The following is a 15013-nucleotide window of genomic DNA, read 5'->3' as shown; positions in this document are numbered from 1 at the left end:
GCCGGCGCGAACTCCTTGATCACCGGGGCTAGCATCGGTGCGATGAGCGAGGACGTCACCGACGCGCTGTTGCGGGAGATGGGGCGCCTCGATCCGTGCGCCGCAGTGGTCGAGGCCGGCGAGCAGGACGCCGACGGCCTCACCGACTACAGCCCGGACGGTCACCAGGCCCGCGCCGACCTCGCCGCCCGCGCCCTGCGCCGGATCGAGGCGCTGCCCGCGACCCCGCTGCACGCCCACCTCGCCGAACGGCTGCGCGCCCGGATCGCCTTCCACGACGCCGGGGAGGACCTGCGGGAACTGCACGCCGCGGCCACCGGCCCGCTCCAGCTCATCCGGCAGTGCGTCGAGTCAGCCGTACCGGGCCGCGACGCCGGGCACGCGGCCTCCGAGGACGGCTGGGCCCGCGTCGGCGCGCGCCAGGCCGCGATCCCGGCCGCACTCGACGGGTACGCCCGGAGCCTCGTGCTCGCCGCAGCGCGCGGTCACCTGCCGGCCCGGCGTCAGGTGGAGCTGGTGACGCAGCGCTGCCGCGCCTGGATCGACGACGACATCGCCCTGGTGCAGCGGTACGGCGACGGTCCGCAGCGCGCCTCGTTGCAGGCGGCGGCGGAGGACGCGCGGGAGGCGTACCGGAGATTCGCCGCGACGCTCACCGCGGACCTCGCGCCCCGGGCGCACGACGACGAGGCCTTCGGCCCGGCGCGGTACGCCCTCTGGGTGCGGGCCTTCCTCGGCGCGGAACCGGACCTGCGCGAGCTGTACGCGTGGGGCTGGGACGAGTTCACCGCGATCGAGGCGGAACTGGTCGCCGAGGCGAGAACCCTGGGCGGCACCGTGCCCGAGGTGCGGGACCGGCTCGACCGTCCCGACGCGCCGGGCGTCCTGCGCGGCCGGGACGCGTTCGCCGCCTGGCTCCAGGAGCTGCTGGAGGCCACCACCGAGCGGATGCACGGCACGCACTTCGACATCCCGGCGCCGCTGCGGCGCATCGAGTCACGGGTCACCACGTCGGGCGGCACCGCCTACATCGGGCCGTCGCGGGACCTGACCCGGCCGGGCCGGGTCTCGTGGCTGCTGCCCGAGGGCCGGGAGCACTTCTCCACCTGGTGGGCGTACAGCACCGTGTACCACGAGGGCGTCCCCGGCCACCACCTGCGCCTCGGTTCGGAGGCGTGCCGGGGCGGTCCCGGGCAGCGGCTGAACCTGCTCGGCGGGCTCTCCGGCGCCCAGGAGGGCTGGGCCCTGTACGCCGAGCGGTTCATGGACGAGCTGGGACTCTACGAGCAGCCGGGCGCCCGGCTGGGACACCTGTTCATGCAGTTGCTGCGGGCGGCCCGGGTGGTGCTCGACATCGGCCTGCACCTGAAGCTGCCGATGCCCTCCGGCGGCGGCGCGCGGTGGACGCCGGACGCCGCGCTGGACCTGCTGCGCGACCGCTGCCACCAGGGTCCGTACGCACCACTGGAACTGGCCCGCTACCTGGGCCGGCCCGGGCAGGCGCTGACCTACAAGGTGGGGGAGCGGGTGTGGCGGGACGGCCGCGCGGTGTTCCCCGGCGACCGGCGCGCGTTCCACAACCGGGCGCTGGAACTCGGCTCGCTGGGACTGGACCAGCTCACGAGCGCGCTCGCCGCCTATCCGGCCTCGTCGGCGGTTAGCTCCTCCGGGTCGGCCACCCAGGCGGAGTAGACAGGCAGCGCGTGCCACGGCCCACCGGCCGGGTCGGTGGTCACCGCGACGACCGCGTACGGGTGACCGAACCGCAGCTCGGCGACGCGGGCGACACCCTCCGGCGGCAGGCCGGCCACCATGCCGAACGCCGTCACCGCGGCGGCCTCGAAACCGTAGCGCCCGAACCGGGCCACCGCGGACTGCGCGGCGTCGAACCCCGGCCCGGCCAGGCCCAGCAGTTCGCCGAGAGCCCGGGCCGCCGCGTCGAAGCCGAACCCGGGTGCGGTCAGGTCGTGCCGGCTGCGCGCCGACCAGCAGGGCAGCACCGCCGTGGCGCGTTCCTCCCGGCCGTCCGGGGCGAACGTGTTGACCGGCTTCTCCCGCAGCGTCCACAGCGGCGTCTCGCCCAGCGGCAGGTCGAACAGTGACAGGCTGCCCGGCACGGAGTCCGGGATGAGCGCGGCGGCGCTCGCCAGCTCCTGCGCGGCGGCCAGCACGTCGGCCGCGGGCACCTCGGGCGCGGCGACCACCGACACCACGAGCATCCCCGCGCCGTCGTCGCCGGTGCGGGCCGGCACCGCGTGCACCGCCACGTCACCGGCCCGGTCGGTGGCCGCCACCCAGCAGCGGTGCCCGAACGGCGGTGTCCGCAGCACCCGGCTCAGCCGCCCGGCCCAGGCGCTGCCCGCGCCCAGATCCGTGCCCGGGGCCGTGTCGAACGGGTCGGCCCACGACACCCGGGTCGCGAGCGCGCTGGCCAGGACCAGCAGGGTGTCCGGGGCGACGTCGACCGGGAAGCGGTCGATCAGCCCGCCGGTACGCTCCCGGGCCCAGGCGTCCAGCGCCGCCTGGTCCGGCAGCGGACCGCGTTCGGTGTTCTCCGGCAGGGCGGCCCGCCACGCGGCCAACTCGTCGGCCGGGGTGCGCTCCCACAGCGCGGTGGCGGCGGCGACCATCGGGTGCGGCGCGGCGAGCAGCGCCCGGGCCTCGGCGGCGGCGTCGTCCGGGTCGGCGTCGAGCGCCTCGGCCAGCGCCGCGCGGGCGTCGCCGGTGGCGGCCGGGCCGGCCAGCGCCAGCAGCAGCCAGGCGCCCAGCGGGGAGGCGACGTGGTGGGTGTCACCGGCGGCGCGGTGCAGCCGCTCGGCGTAACGGGCCAGGGGTGCGCGCAGAGGAGTCACGGCTCCACTCTGCCCGCCGCCGCGCCCGGTGGCACGTCCCGGTCACGACCACAGTTCGAACGGCTCGTCGATCTCCTTCCCGGCCAGGAACGCCGGCAGCAGCTCGGGCAGCCGCCCGGGATAGCAGCGCGGCCGCTCGGCGAGCACCTCGGCCAGCGGCCACCAGCGGAACCCGAAGTAGTCCTCCACCTCGTAGTCCAGCCGCAGCGCCTCGTCCACGTCCGGCCCGGGGCCGGGCAGCCGTACCGTCACCACCACCTCGTCCTGGAGGTGGCGGCGCTGCCGGTGCCGGAAGCTGGCCCGCCGCCGCCACGTCGGCGCGCCCACCTCGTCCGGGCCGATCGCGATACCTGTCTCCTCGCGCAGCTCGCGTACCGCCGCCTCCCGGTACGTCTCACCCGGGTCCAGGCCGCCGCCGGGCAGCTCCCACCACACGCCGAGGTCCGGGTGGTCCGGGTCGCGGGTGTGGAACAGCAGCAGGCGGTCGGCGGCGTCGAGCACCACCAGCCGCACCGCGCTGCGCTCGAACAGCGGCAGATCGTCGGGTAACTCCACGCCCCCAGCGTAAGGAAGGGCCCCTTCTTAACGCCTCCGGTAGTAGAAGGGCCCCTTATTAACAGCGCGCCTCGCGAGGCTCCCCGCCCGGCGGCGCCGGCGGTGAACGCGGCGCGGATCTGGTGGCGGGGCACCGTCACCGGCGCATGATGGCACCGCGTACCCGGCCCGGCGACCCGATTCCCGGGCGGTCGCACCCCGGCCGCTAGGCTGCCCGCCGTGGCAGGTCTGTTGAAGAACGTGGCGTCGCGGCTCGGCCGGATCACCCGGGTCGTGCCCGCCCCGGCTCGCACGGGCGTGCCGATCCCGGCGCAGGTCGCGCGCCGCCGCCAGGTCAGCGCGTTGCAGCGCCGCGAGTTGTCGTACGCGCCGGAGCCGGACGGGCAGGCCGACCCGGGCGAGATCGTGTGGACCTGGGTGCCCTACGAGGACGATCCCCGCCAGGGCAAGGACCGCCCGGTGCTGGTGGTGGGCCGGCACAGCCGCACGCTGTTCGGGCTGATGCTGTCCAGCCAGAGCGACCGGGACGGCCAGCGGCACTGGCTGGCGCTCGGCCCGGGGGAGTGGGACCGGGACAGTCGGCCGAGCTGGGTACGCCTGGACCGGGTGCTCACCATGCGCGAGGACAGCATCCGCCGCGAGGGCGCGGTGCTGGACCGGCCGCGGTTCGACCGGGTCGGGCAGGCGTTGCGCGCCGGCTACGGCTGGCGCTGACCGCGCACCCGGGACCTGCACCGACCGGGAGGCGGACCGACCGGGCACGCCGACCGACCGGGCACGCGGACCGACCGGGCACGGAGCAGCGCCGGACCGGGCCGGTCAGCACTCCGCGACGAGCTGGCGGGTCGGACGGGCGGCGTCGAGCGTCTTCGCCTCGTACATGGCCGCGTCGGCGCGGCAGAGCGCGTCGGTGAGCTGGGTGGGGCAGTGCACCGGCGCGAGCCCGACCGAGGCGGTGACCTGGATGCTGCGCGCGCCCAGCGGGATCGGCGCGGCGAGCGCCTCGCAGAGCCGCCGGGTGGCGTGCTCGATCCACCGGCGGTCCGCCGTCGGGCTGGCCAGCAGACCGGCGAACTCGTCGCCGCCCAGCCGGGCCACCAGGTTGGGGCCGGCGAACGCGGCGAGCCGCTGCGCCACGCTGACCAGCACCTGGTCTCCGGCGGCGTGCCCGTAGCGGTCGTTGACCTGCTTGAAGTTGTCCAGGTCGAGCACCACCGCGACGAGTGGCTGCCCGGCGGGGTCGGTGAGCAGGGCGGCGGCCAGCCGGAAGAACGCGCGGCGGTTCGGCAGCCCGGTGAGCGGATCGTGGCTGGCGGCGTGCCGCTCGGCGGCCAGCTCGGCCTGGAGCAGCTCGATCTCGGCTTCGGCGCGCAGCGCGCGGCGGCGTAACTGCCAGGCGGAGACGAGCGCGCCCGCCGCGGAGATGCCGGAGGCGATGGTCATCGGATCCGCCAACGCGTCCTCCTCACCGCAGTCCCGAAGCCGCGCGGAGCGGCGTCCCGGGGCCGGGCTCGGGTCACCGTGCGTGAACGAACCGGCACACCGTATTTCGGTTATCATGCTCTCTGTCCATTGCAGATGCAATAGCAGATGCACGTGCATCTCACTCCTCAGTCGACAGACGTCGCCACCCACCGCTCCTCCCGCGGCCTCGGCTGGCTCATCCCGAAGGACGCCCATGCAGCAACCCCCGAACGGCGTGCCCGTGACCGAGTTGCCACCGATGCGCTGGTTGAAGAGCCGCCGCAGCAACCCCAGCGGCAACTGCGTCGAACTGGCCGAGTTGCCCGGCGGTGGCGGCATCGCGGTCCGCAACTCCCGGCACCCCGAGGGTCCGGCACTGATCTACACAGTGGACGAGATCGCCGCGTTCGTGCTCGGCGCCCGGGACGGCGACTTCGACCACCTGATCCCGCCGTCCCGTACACGGGACTGACTCCGTCCGTCCGGAGGAGTTCACCTCACTGTCGGTTCATGGCATGCTTACTCGTCGGTCCGGGAGGGTGCCCGGCCGGGGCGGTCGGGATGCGAGGGTGGTCAGGTGGCGACGGTGCCCGTCGAGGGTGGTCCGACAAGCGGTCCGACAGTGCTGCGCATGCTGCTCGGCGGGCAGTTGCGCCGGCTGCGGGAGAGCGCCGGGGTCAGCCGCGAGACGGCCGGCTGGGAGATCCGCTCGTCGGAGTCGAAGATCAGCCGGATGGAGCTGGGCCGGGTCGGCTTCAAGGAGCGCGACGTGGCCGACCTGCTCACGCTCTACGGCGTCACCGCTCCGGAGGACCGTGACGCGCTGCTTAAGCTGGCCCGGGACGCGAACAGCCCGGGCTGGTGGCACCGCTACGGCGATGTGCTCCCCGCCTGGTTCCAGTCGTACCTGGGCCTGGAGGCGGCCGCCGCGCTGATCCGCACGTACGAGGTGCAGTTCGTGCCCGGCCTGTTGCAGACCGCCGCGTACGCCCGGGAGGTGATCCTGCTCGGCCACCGCAGCGCGTCGGCGGCGGAGCTGGACCGGCGGGTGGAGCTGCGGATGCAGCGCAAGGAACTGCTGCGGCGCCCCAACCCGCCGCAGTTGTGGGCGGTGCTCGACGAGGCGGTGCTGCGCCGCCCGATCGGCGGTGCCGCGGTGATGCGCGAGCAGATGGACGCGCTGATCGAGGCGACCTCGGGCCCGCACGTGCGGTTGCAGATAGTCCCGTTCGCCGCCGGCGGGCACGCCGCGGCCAGCGGCGCGTTCAGCATCCTGCGCTTCGGTGACGCCGACCTGCCCGACATCGTCTACATCGAGCAGCTCACCAGCGCGATCTACCTGGACAAGCGCGACGACCTCGACTTCTACGCCGAGGCGATGGAGAGGTTGTGCGTGGAGGCCGCGCCGCCGGAGCGGACCCCCGAGTTGCTGGCCCGCATGCGCGACGAGCTGTACCCGGCCTGAGCGGCGCGGCGCCGGGCAGTAGCATGACGGCGACCGGAGACAGTGGACGGTGGCACGCGAGTCGTGGAGGTGGCCTTGACCAGCGACGCACCAGGTACGGCATCCGAGTCGGGCCGGATCGACACCACGGTGGCGCATCCCGCCCGCCGGTACAACTACTGGCTCGGCGGCAAGGACAACTTCCAGGCCGACCGCGACTCCGGCGACGCGATGGCCGCCCGGTTCCCGACCATCCGGATCAGCGCGCTGGAGAACCGGCGGTTCCTGCGTCGCGCGGTGCGGCACCTGGCCGGCGAGGCGGGCATCCGGCAGTTCCTGGACATCGGCACCGGCATCCCCACCGCCGACAACACGCACGAGGTGGCGCAGTCGACCGACCCGCGCGCCCGGGTGGTCTACGTCGACAACGACCCGATCGTGCTGGCCCACGCCCGCGCGCTGCTCACCAGCTCGCCCGAGGGCGCCACCGCCTACCTCGACGCGGACCTGCGTGACCCGGAGCGCATCCTCGCCCACCCCGACCTGCGCCGCACGCTGGATCTCTCCCAGCCGGTGGCGTTGATGCTGCTGGCGGTGCTGCACTTCGTGCCCGACGGCGAAGATCCGTACGCGATCGTCGGCCGCCTGCTGGACGCGTTGCCCGTCGGCAGTTACCTGGCCGCCTCGCACGCCACCCACGACTACCTGCCGGAGGAGCTGGCCGCCGAGGCGAAGGCGGCAGCCCGCGGCGGCGGTCCGCACGGCGTGATCAACCTGCGCAGCCGGGAGGAGGTCGTGCGCTTTTTCGACGGCCTGGAGCTGGTCGAGCCGGGCGTCTGCTCGGTCGCCGAGTGGCGCGCCGACGGCGAGCCCGAGCCGCGCCCGTCGGTGGTCGACGTCAGCATGTACGGCGGGGTCGCCCGCAAGCCCTGACCCGGGCCCTCGCGCCGGGCGGTTGACGGGCACGGGGACCGGACGGGCAGACTGGAGGCATCATGTCGCCTTTCACGCCCGCCCTGCGCCTGCACGACCGATATGTCCTGCGCGAACGCATCGGCCTCGGCGGGATGTCCGAGGTGTGGCGCGCCGACGACGAGGTGCTGCACCGGCCCGTCGCGGTCAAGGCCCTCGCCGGGCAGCTCGCCGCCGATCCGCAACTGCGGGCGGTCATCCAGCGCGAGGCCCGCGCGGCGGCGCGGCTCACCCACCCGCACGTGACCCAGGTGTACGACTACGGCGAGGCGACGCTGGACGGCGGCGTCGTGGTCCCGTACCTGGTGATGGAGCTGGTGGAGGGCCAGACGCTCGCCGACCGGCTGGCCGGCGGGCCGCTGGCCTGGCCGGACGCGGTCCGCACGGCCGGGCAGGTCGCCGGGGCGCTGGCCGCGGCGCACCGGATCGGCGTGGTGCACCGCGACGTCAAGCCGGCGAACGTGATGCTCACCGAGACCGGCGCGAAGGTGCTCGACTTCGGCATCGCCGCGCCCGCCGGCCCGCACCCGGTCACCGGGCAGACCGGCGCGCTGCTGATGGGCACTCCCGCCTACTTCGCCCCGGAACGGCTCGACCCCGGCCCGGCGAACCCGGCCGGCGACGTGTACGCGCTCGGCGTGCTGCTGTACCGCAGCCTCACCGGTCAGGCGCCGCTGCCGGTGCGCAGCTGGGACGACGTGCTGGACGTGCGGCGTAACCGGCCGCCGGTCCCGCCGCTGCGGGTGCCCGGCCTGCCGCCGGAGATCGCCGACCTGGTCCTGGCCTGCCTGGCGGCGGACCCGGAGCGGCGGCCCACCGCGGCCCGGCTCGCCGACCGGCTCGGCGCGGGCCGCCCGGTGGACCCGCCGACCGCGATCCTGCCCACAGTGGCGCCGGTGGCGCACCCGCCCACCCTCGTCGAGCGGTCCCCGGCCGCCGCGTCCCGCCCGGTCCCGCCGGCACGTCCCGTCGCGCCGCCGCGCCGGGCGGTCTCGTCGAATCGGCTGCTCGGGCTGCTCGTCGCCGGTGCCGTGGTGCTGCTGCTCGCGGTGGTCGGCTCGCTGGTGTGGGGCGACGGCTCCGGCACGCCGCCGGCCGCCGCGCCCACCGCCGGCCCGTCGACGCGTGCCGCCGAACCGCCCGCCCCGGAGCCCAGCAGTGCCGCGCCGACGTCGGCGGCAGCCGAGCCGGTGACGCTGCGTCAGCTCGGCGACCGGTTCGGTGAGCTGCTCGACCGGGCCGAGGCGATCGGGCTGATCGACCGCAAGACGGCCGACGACCTGCGGAAGAAGGCCGCCGAGCTGGACCGGGGCAAGCCGAAGGACCGCGACAAGCGGGTCGAGGACCTGCGGGAGAAGATCGAGGACGCGGCCGAGGACGACAAGATCGATCCGGTCACCGCCGCCGCGCTGCGCAAGCTGATCGACGGCTACGAACGGCTGCGCGGCGGCGCCGCCGACGAAGGCTGACCGTCAGCGCAGCGTCCCGGTGACCACCTCGCCGACGCCCGTGCCGGCGCGGACCACCGGCTCACCCGCCGGTGACCAGATCCCGGAACCACCCGCGGCCCGCGCGTACCCGCCTCCGGTCGAGCCGGCGAAACTGGCCGTCGCCACCCACACGCCGTGCTCGGCGGCGACGCGGCGGGCGCGTTCGTCCGGCACGGCCGCGTCGTCGGCCGACTCGAGCACCCCGGCCAGGTAGGCGTCCGCGCCGAGCGCCACAGTGGCCGCCGCGTGCTCCGGCGTGCCGGTGTCCTTGCACACCGCCAGCCCCAGCCGCCAGCCGTCCACATCGAGCACCGCCGGCTCCCGGCCCGGTCGCATGTGCCGCGGCTCCGCGCCACCCAGGAACATCTTCCGGTACGCGACCCGCACGCCCTCCGCGTCGATCACGAGCACCCCGATGTGCGGGCCGGGCACCGGCGCCCCGGCCAGCGCCAGCGTGCCGGTCTCTGCGCAGGCCGCCCGCAGAGGCGCGAGCCTCGGGTCGGCCGGGTCCAGCGGCGCGGCGGTCAGCTCGTACCCGGTCAGCGACATCTCCGGGAAGACCACCACGCGCGCCCCGGCGGCGCGTACCGCGTCGGCGTGCCGGGCGGCGTTGCCCTCGACGTCGTGGGAGCGGGTCAGCGGCTGGGCGACGGCGATCCGCAACGGCGTACGCATGACGTACACGATAATGGTTTCCATGACGCGTGGTCGTCCGCGGCTTCGCCCCGTAACGTTGGTCCGATGATCGGAAACGCACAGCTGCTCGCCGTCCCCCGGGCGAGCACCGCGCGGGCCGCGGAACCGTCCGGCGACGGAGTAGCCGGCTGGGTCACCGGCCTGATGGAACGGCTCGGTGGGCCGGGCGCCGGCCTCGCGGTGGCCCTGGAGAACCTGTTCCCGCCCATCCCCAGCGAGGTGATCCTGCCGCTGGCCGGCTTCACCGCGAGCCAGGGCCGGATGAGCCTGGCCGGCGCCATCTTCTGGACCACGCTCGGGTCGATCGTGGGCGCGCTGGCGCTGTACTACATCGGCGCGGCCCTCGGGCGGGACCGGATGCGCGCCCTGGCCGCGCGGCTGCCGCTGATCAAGCTGGAGGACGTGGACCGCACCGAGGCGTGGTTCCTGCGCCACGGCGTCAAGGCGGTGTTCTTCGGCCGGATGATTCCGATCTTCCGCAGTCTCATCTCCATCCCGGCCGGAGTGGAACGGATGCCGGTTCCGGTATTCCTGCTCTACACCGCGCTGGGCAGCCTGATCTGGAACACCACGTTCGTGCTCGCCGGTTACCTGCTCGGCGAGCAGTGGCACGTGGTCGAGGCGTACGCGGGCACGTTCCAGAAGGTCGTCATCGTGGCCGTGGTGGCCGGTGTCTGCTGGTTCGTGGTCAGCCGCGTCCGCCGCTCCCGCCGCACCGCCGGGGACGTGCCGCAGGAGGCGGAGGCGCCGCAGGAGGCGGAGGCGCCGCCGGAGCCGCAGCCGACCCCGCAGGGCACCGTCTACCGGGGCGGCTGGTACTCCCGGGCGGAGGACTGAGGCAGGGTCAGCACGGCGGGTAGAGCGGGCGGGTGCCGGCGCCGGCGGCCCGGGCGGCGTGGTCGCTGAACCGGCAGCCGAAGTCCGGCGCCGCCACCGCGCGCCGGTCGGTGACCGCGTCACCGGCCGGGCGCTTGCCGGTGCGGACCCAGCGGGTCAGGTCGTCCCAGGCGGCGCCGGCCTCGGCCGGGCTGAACTCGCAGTGCTGCGCGGTGCGCACGGCCCGCTGCACCAGCAGCCGGGACCGTCCGTGCCGGGCCACGTCCCGGGCGTACGCCTGCTCCATACCGAACGGCACGAACAGGTCGCCGAGCCCGTGCAAACTGAGCACCGGCGCGGTGGGCCGCCCGGCGATCCGGGGCACCTCGGTCAGGCCGGGCGCGAGCCGCTGGCGCAGGTTCTCCGGCGCGACCCGCTGCACCGTGGCGTTGAGGTTCACCGGCTGGTTCGGCGTGTACCTGGTGAACAGGTTCGTGGCGAGCTGGCCGGGCCGCCGGGCGGGGGAGCCGTCCGCCTCGCCGACGGCGATGCCGAACAGGAAGTCCTTCCACACCGCGAACGCGGCGTCGGCGCCCGGCCGCGGCCCGCCGGAACGGTCCACTGTGACCGCGCGCAGCTGCTTGCCGAGGTCGTTCGTGGTGTCCGGGCCGCCCGGGGTCAGCCCGGCGAGGCCGAGCGTGACCTGGATCCGGGGCACCGCCGAGGTCAGGTAGTCGGGCGGCGTCGGGTACGCGCGCACCCCGGCCAGCGCCTGCGCGACCAGGTTGTAGTCCAGGAAGAAGTCGAACAGCTCCTGGTCGCCGAGCACCCCGCACATCGGCAGCGCCCCGGCGTAGTAGCCCGGGTACTGCTCCAGCGACCGGCCGATGACGTGGCCGCCCATCGACACGCCGGCGATCAGTACCCGGTGCGGGCGCCGGACGGTCCGGCTGAACAGGTCGGCCAGGGCGCGGGTGCCGCGAACGCCGGAGCGCACGTCGTAGCCGTTGCGGTCGTACGACGACGACGCCCACGCGTACCCCTGCGCCACCAGGCGCTGCCGCAGGTCGAAGCCGGGCGGCTCCGGCGACAGTTCGGTGCCCTGGCCGCGGTAGCCGTGCGCCCACATCACCAGCTCGCCGTTCCAGCGCGCCGGGATCTCGATGACGTACCCGGCGTTGGCGTGCACGCCCTGCCGCACGGTGGTGGCGGCCCCGCCGACCACGAGCGGCGGCAGCGGCGGGTTGACGATGGTGTAGCCGGGCAGCGGGCCGCTGCCGTCGTCGCGGCCGGTGGTGGCGGCGGCGGGGGCCGCGCCGGTGAGGCCGAGCGTCAGCGCGAGGGCCGCGCCGACGGCGAGCAGCCGGCGACGGACGGGTGAGGGCTGCATCGCTGCTCCCCGGGGGACGGGTGCCACCCCGGGACGGGGGTGACGACGCGGGACGGATGCCTACCGGCCGGTAGCGCCCTGAACCTAGGCCGGGCGTCGAGAGCTGTCAATCGCTGAGTGACCGCTGCGCCGGCGTCCGTCCCGCGGACCGCTCAGACCAGGCCGTGCGCCAGCATCGCCTCGGCCACCCGCCGGAACCCCTGGATGTTCGCCCCGGCCACGTAGTCGCCGGGCAGGCCGAACTCCTCAGCGGTCGCCCAGCACCTGTCGTGCACGTCCCGCATGATCTCGCGCAACCGCTGCTCCGACTCGCCGAACGTCCACGTGTCGCGGCTGGCGTTCTGCTGCATCTCCAGCCCGCTCACCGCCACCCCGCCGGCGTTGGCGGCCTTGCCCGGGGCGAACCGCACCCCGGCCCGGCCGAGGATCCGCACCGCCTCCGGCGTGGTGGGCATGTTCGCCCCCTCCACCACCGCGACGCAGCCGCCCGCTACCAGCGCGGCCGCCTCCGCGCCGCCGATCTCGTTCTGCGTGGCGCAGGGCAGCGCCAGGTCGCAGGGGACCTCCCACACGTTGCGGTCCGCGACCGCCACCGCGTTGCGCGCGTGCTCCGCGTACTCGGCCAGCCGTCCCCGGCGCTGCTCCTTCAGCTCGCGCAGCAACGCCAGGTCGATGCCCTTCTCGTCGACCACGTAGCCGCCGGAGTCCGAGCACGCCACCACAGTGCCGCCGAGCTGGTGCACCTTCTCGATCGCGTAGATGGCCACGTTGCCGGAGCCGGACACCACCACCCGCTTACCCTCCAGGCTGTCCCCGGCCTGGCGGAGCATCTCGTCGGCGAAGAACACCGCCCCGTACCCGGTCGCCTCCCGGCGCACCTGCGCGCCCCCGTACGCCAGGCCCTTGCCGGTGAGCACGCCCGCGTCGTACCGGTTGGTGATGCGCTTGTACTGCCCGAACAGGTAGCCGATCTCCCGGCCGCCCACCCCGATGTCACCTGCGGGCACGTCGGTCTGCGGGCCGATGTGCCGGTACAGCTCGGTCATGAAGCTCTGGCAGAACCGCATCACCTCGCGGTCGGAGCGGCCCTTCGGGTCGAAGTCCGCGCCGCCCTTGCCGCCGCCGATGGACAGGCCGGTCAGCGCGTTCTTGAAGATCTGCTCGAACCCGAGGAACTTCACGATGCCCAGGTAGACCGACGGGTGGAAGCGCAGGCCGCCCTTGAACGGGCCGAGCGCGCTGTTGAACTCCACCCGGAACCCGCGGTTGACCCGCACCCGGCCCCGGTCGTCCTCCCACGGCACGCGGAAGATGACCTGCCGCTCCGGTTCGCAGACGCGCTCGACCACCTCGGCGTACTCCGGATGCCGGGCCAGGGCCGGACCGATGCTCTCCAGCACCTCGCGGACCGCCTGGTGGAACTCGGGCTCTCCCGGGTTCCGGGCGACCACGCCGGCGAACACCGACTCGACGATCTCCGGCATCACGGGCACCTCCTCTCGCCTGGGACGCAGGCCCTCCGGCCTGCGTCGCCCCAGGATACGAACGGTGTGCGGGGTGCGGTTCACTGGTCCGCGTGGACGCCACCATCTGGACGACGGCGCGGGACGCGCGCGCCTGGCTCGACGCCGCGAACGGCCGCGGCGACACCGAACTGACCTGTCGCATCCTCAAGATCGGCGAGGAGGCCGGTGAGGTCGCCGCGGCCTGGATCGGCCTGCTCGGGCAGAACCCGCGCAAGGGGGTGACGCACACCCGCGAGGAGGTCGCCGCCGAGCTGGCCGACGTGGCGTTCACCGCGCTGGTCGCCATCGAGAGTCTCGGTCTGGACGCGCACGCCGTGCTGGCCGCGTGCGCCGGCAAGGTGCGCTCGCGTACCGGAGTGGGAATGAACCGAGACGCCGACGCAGACGTATGACCCGATGGGGACCGGCGAGAGGGGACGACCATGACCGCATCCGAGGACGACCCCGGCCTGGCCAGGCCCCGCTGGTCCGGCGGAGCCCGGCTGCTCGCGGCGGCGGCGGTGCTGGTGGTGGTGCTCGGCGCGGTGGCCGTGGCGGTGACGCTGTCCAACCCGGCCCGTCTCGGCGTGGTCTTCTCCGGCGGCGCCCCGCCGTCGCCCGCTCCCGGCGGTGGCTCCGGCGGGGCGGGCGCCGCCGAGGTGGCCGGCGCCGAGACGCTCGCCGCGCCCCGCGGCAACCGGCAGCGCGCCCAGTTCGAGCTGGTCGACGGGCTGACCCGGTTCACGCTGCGGGCCGCCGACCTCGGCGACGACCTCTACCGGATCGGCGCGCCGGACGGCTCGGGTGTGACGCCCCGCCCGCAGCTCGTGGGCGACCGGGTCCGGCTGCGGATCGAGGAGAACGGCCGCCCCGGCCCGGCCGCCGTCGAGGTGGTGCTCAACTCCCGGGTCACCTGGCGGCTGCGGCTGCTCGGCGGCGTCAGCGAGCAGCGGCTCGACCTGGGCGAGGCCCGGCTCGCCGGGATCGACCTGGTCGGCGGCGCGTCGCGTACCCGGCTGCTGCTGCCCCGGCTCGACGGCTCGCTCACCGTCCGGATGACCGGCGGGGTCAGCGAACTCACGGTCACCGTGCCCGGCGGGCCGCCGGCCCGGGTGCGGGTGGCCTCCGGCGCCGGCTCCCTGACCCTGTACGACCAGCGTCGCGGCGGGATCGCCGCCGGTGACCTGGTCAGCTCACCGGGCTGGGACCGGGCTGCCGACCGGCTCTACCTCGACCTGGTCGGGGGTGCGAACGCGGTGAGCGTCACCGCGGAGTGAGCGTACAGTCGGGCGGTGGACCGCACCGAATCCCTGCCCGCGCAGACGCTCCCGCCGGGCGTCGGCCCGACCGACCCGGGCAGCGTGCTGCTGCCCGGCCACGACGTCCCGCTCGGCCGCTACACCACTGTGCGCCGGCTGCTGCCGCAGCGGCAGCGCCGGATGGTCGGCGCCTGGTGCTTCGTCGACCACTTCGGGCCCGACGACGTGGCCGACCGGCCCGGCATGGAGGTGCCGCCGCACCCGCACACCGGGCTGCAGACCGTCACCTGGCTGCTCGACGGGGAGATCCTGCACCGCGACAGCCTCGGCAACGTGCAGCCCATCCGACCGGGCCAGCTCAACGTGATGACCTCCGGGCGCGGCATCGCCCACTCCGAGCGTTCCCCGCTGGTCCACCCGCCGCTGATGCACGGCGTGCAGCTGTGGGTGGCGCTGCCCGACCCGGCCCGTGCCGGTGACCCGGACTTCGCCCACCACGCCGACCTGCCCCGCTTCCGCGACGGCGACCTGGACGTCACGCTGCTCGTCGGCGATTTCGGCGGGGAACGC

Annotated in this window: 16 protein-coding genes; 10 read left to right on the top strand and 6 right to left on the bottom strand. The window is 74.9% G+C overall.

What is annotated here, in order from left to right; translation table 11 throughout:
• The first annotated feature begins 42 nt into the window (after positions 1-42).
• Positions 43-1692, top strand: coding sequence for a DUF885 domain-containing protein (locus ABD52_RS13020; RefSeq protein ID WP_047891970.1), 1650 nt, complete (start codon positions 43-45; stop codon positions 1690-1692).
• On the opposite strand, the gene ABD52_RS13015 is transcribed toward ABD52_RS13020, so the two are convergent.
• Together ABD52_RS13015 and ABD52_RS13010 are read right to left on the bottom strand one after the other, a co-directional pair.
• Positions 1638-2852 carry a hypothetical protein gene (locus ABD52_RS13015; RefSeq protein ID WP_047891969.1) on the bottom strand — a complete coding sequence of 405 codons (1215 nt, stop codon included), beginning with the start codon at positions 2850-2852 and terminating at the stop codon, positions 1638-1640. The two genes, ABD52_RS13020 and ABD52_RS13015, sit on opposite strands and share 55 nt — an antisense overlap.
• A 42-nt stretch (positions 2853-2894) precedes the next feature.
• Complete coding sequence (locus ABD52_RS13010) at positions 2895-3407, bottom strand: NUDIX hydrolase (RefSeq protein WP_013285954.1); 513 nt, start codon at positions 3405-3407, stop codon at positions 2895-2897.
• 219 nt (positions 3408-3626) lie between these two features.
• On the opposite strand from ABD52_RS13010, the gene ABD52_RS13005 reads away from it, so the two are divergent.
• Positions 3627-4121, top strand: a complete 495-nt coding sequence (locus ABD52_RS13005; RefSeq protein WP_047891968.1) for a type II toxin-antitoxin system PemK/MazF family toxin — start codon at positions 3627-3629, stop codon at positions 4119-4121.
• Between the two features lie 105 nt (positions 4122-4226).
• Here ABD52_RS13005 and ABD52_RS13000 read toward each other — a convergent pair whose 3' ends face one another.
• Positions 4227-4862 (bottom strand): GGDEF domain-containing protein, encoded by a 636-nt coding sequence (locus tag ABD52_RS13000; RefSeq protein WP_047891967.1) that lies wholly within the window; start codon positions 4860-4862, stop codon positions 4227-4229.
• A gap of 223 nt (positions 4863-5085) precedes the next feature.
• Between ABD52_RS13000 and ABD52_RS12995 the strand changes: the two genes are divergently transcribed.
• The 4 genes from ABD52_RS12995 to ABD52_RS12980 all read left to right on the top strand — a co-directional run bounded on the left by ABD52_RS12995 (position 5086) and on the right by ABD52_RS12980 (position 8756).
• Entirely contained in the window at positions 5086-5343 is a 258-nt protein-coding gene (locus ABD52_RS12995) for a DUF397 domain-containing protein (protein ID WP_013285958.1), read from the top strand.
• Between the two features lie 105 nt (positions 5344-5448).
• Positions 5449-6336: a helix-turn-helix transcriptional regulator gene (locus tag ABD52_RS12990; RefSeq protein WP_013285959.1), complete on the top strand. Its 888-nt coding sequence runs from the start codon at positions 5449-5451 to the stop codon at positions 6334-6336.
• A gap of 75 nt (positions 6337-6411) precedes the next feature.
• Positions 6412-7248: an SAM-dependent methyltransferase gene (locus tag ABD52_RS12985; protein WP_047891979.1), complete on the top strand. Its 837-nt coding sequence runs from the start codon at positions 6412-6414 to the stop codon at positions 7246-7248.
• A gap of 62 nt (positions 7249-7310) precedes the next feature.
• On the top strand, positions 7311-8756 hold the full coding sequence (locus tag ABD52_RS12980) for a serine/threonine-protein kinase (RefSeq protein WP_047891966.1): 1446 nt from the start codon (positions 7311-7313) through the stop codon (positions 8754-8756).
• 3 nt (positions 8757-8759) lie between these two features.
• Here the strand turns inward: ABD52_RS12980 and ABD52_RS12975 are convergent, their stop codons facing one another.
• The gene (locus tag ABD52_RS12975) at positions 8760-9452 is read right to left on the bottom strand and encodes a carbon-nitrogen hydrolase family protein (RefSeq protein ID WP_047891978.1); all 693 of its coding nucleotides are present in this window, start codon (positions 9450-9452) and stop codon (positions 8760-8762) included.
• A gap of 66 nt (positions 9453-9518) precedes the next feature.
• Here ABD52_RS12975 and ABD52_RS12970 point away from each other — a divergent pair, with 66 nt between their 5' ends.
• On the top strand, positions 9519-10310 hold the full coding sequence (locus tag ABD52_RS12970) for a DedA family protein (RefSeq protein WP_047891965.1): 792 nt from the start codon (positions 9519-9521) through the stop codon (positions 10308-10310).
• 7 nt (positions 10311-10317) lie between these two features.
• Here ABD52_RS12970 and ABD52_RS12965 read toward each other — a convergent pair whose 3' ends face one another.
• Entirely contained in the window at positions 10318-11679 is a 1362-nt protein-coding gene (locus ABD52_RS12965) for a S9 family peptidase (protein ID WP_047891964.1), read from the bottom strand.
• Positions 11680-11831: 152 nt separating this feature from the next.
• Positions 11832-13163: an NADP-specific glutamate dehydrogenase gene (gdhA, locus tag ABD52_RS12960; protein ID WP_013477050.1), complete on the bottom strand. Its 1332-nt coding sequence runs from the start codon at positions 13161-13163 to the stop codon at positions 11832-11834.
• A 92-nt stretch (positions 13164-13255) separates the two neighbouring features.
• Here gdhA and ABD52_RS12955 point away from each other — a divergent pair, with 92 nt between their 5' ends.
• The 3 genes from ABD52_RS12955 to ABD52_RS12945 all read left to right on the top strand — a co-directional run.
• Positions 13256-13597, top strand: coding sequence for a MazG-like family protein (locus ABD52_RS12955; RefSeq protein WP_013285966.1), 342 nt, complete (start codon positions 13256-13258; stop codon positions 13595-13597).
• A 30-nt stretch (positions 13598-13627) separates the two neighbouring features.
• Positions 13628-14461 carry a hypothetical protein gene (locus tag ABD52_RS12950; protein WP_013477049.1) on the top strand — a complete coding sequence of 278 codons (834 nt, stop codon included), beginning with the start codon at positions 13628-13630 and terminating at the stop codon, positions 14459-14461.
• 15 nt (positions 14462-14476) lie between these two features.
• Positions 14477-15013, top strand: a 537-nt coding sequence (locus ABD52_RS12945) for a pirin family protein (RefSeq protein ID WP_047891963.1), incomplete at its 3' end; no start/stop codon positions are given.

This window comes from Micromonospora sp. RV43 (genome assembly GCF_001029515.1).
GTDB classification, from domain to species: domain Bacteria; phylum Actinomycetota; class Actinomycetes; order Mycobacteriales; family Micromonosporaceae; genus Micromonospora; species Micromonospora aurantiaca.
This window is presented reverse-complemented; position numbering and strand designations above follow the sequence as displayed.

What these genes read in the sequence shown, in the direction of transcription:
- ABD52_RS12970 (WP_047891965.1), top strand. Translation starts at nt 9,519, where the DNA reads ATGATCGGAAACGCACAGCTGCTCGCCGTCCCCCGGGCGAGCACCGCG.
- ABD52_RS12980 (WP_047891966.1), top strand. Translation starts at nt 7,311, where the DNA reads ATGTCGCCTTTCACGCCCGCCCTGCGCCTGCACGACCGATATGTCCTG.
- ABD52_RS13020 (WP_047891970.1), top strand. Translation starts at nt 43, where the DNA reads ATGAGCGAGGACGTCACCGACGCGCTGTTGCGGGAGATGGGGCGCCTC.
- ABD52_RS12995 (WP_013285958.1), top strand. Translation starts at nt 5,086, where the DNA reads ATGCAGCAACCCCCGAACGGCGTGCCCGTGACCGAGTTGCCACCGATG.
- ABD52_RS12975 (WP_047891978.1), bottom strand. Translation starts at nt 9,452, where the DNA reads ATGCGTACGCCGTTGCGGATCGCCGTCGCCCAGCCGCTGACCCGCTCC.
- gdhA (WP_013477050.1), bottom strand. Translation starts at nt 13,163, where the DNA reads ATGCCGGAGATCGTCGAGTCGGTGTTCGCCGGCGTGGTCGCCCGGAAC.
- ABD52_RS12965 (WP_047891964.1), bottom strand. Translation starts at nt 11,679, where the DNA reads ATGCAGCCCTCACCCGTCCGTCGCCGGCTGCTCGCCGTCGGCGCGGCC.
- ABD52_RS12950 (WP_013477049.1), top strand. Translation starts at nt 13,628, where the DNA reads ATGACCGCATCCGAGGACGACCCCGGCCTGGCCAGGCCCCGCTGGTCC.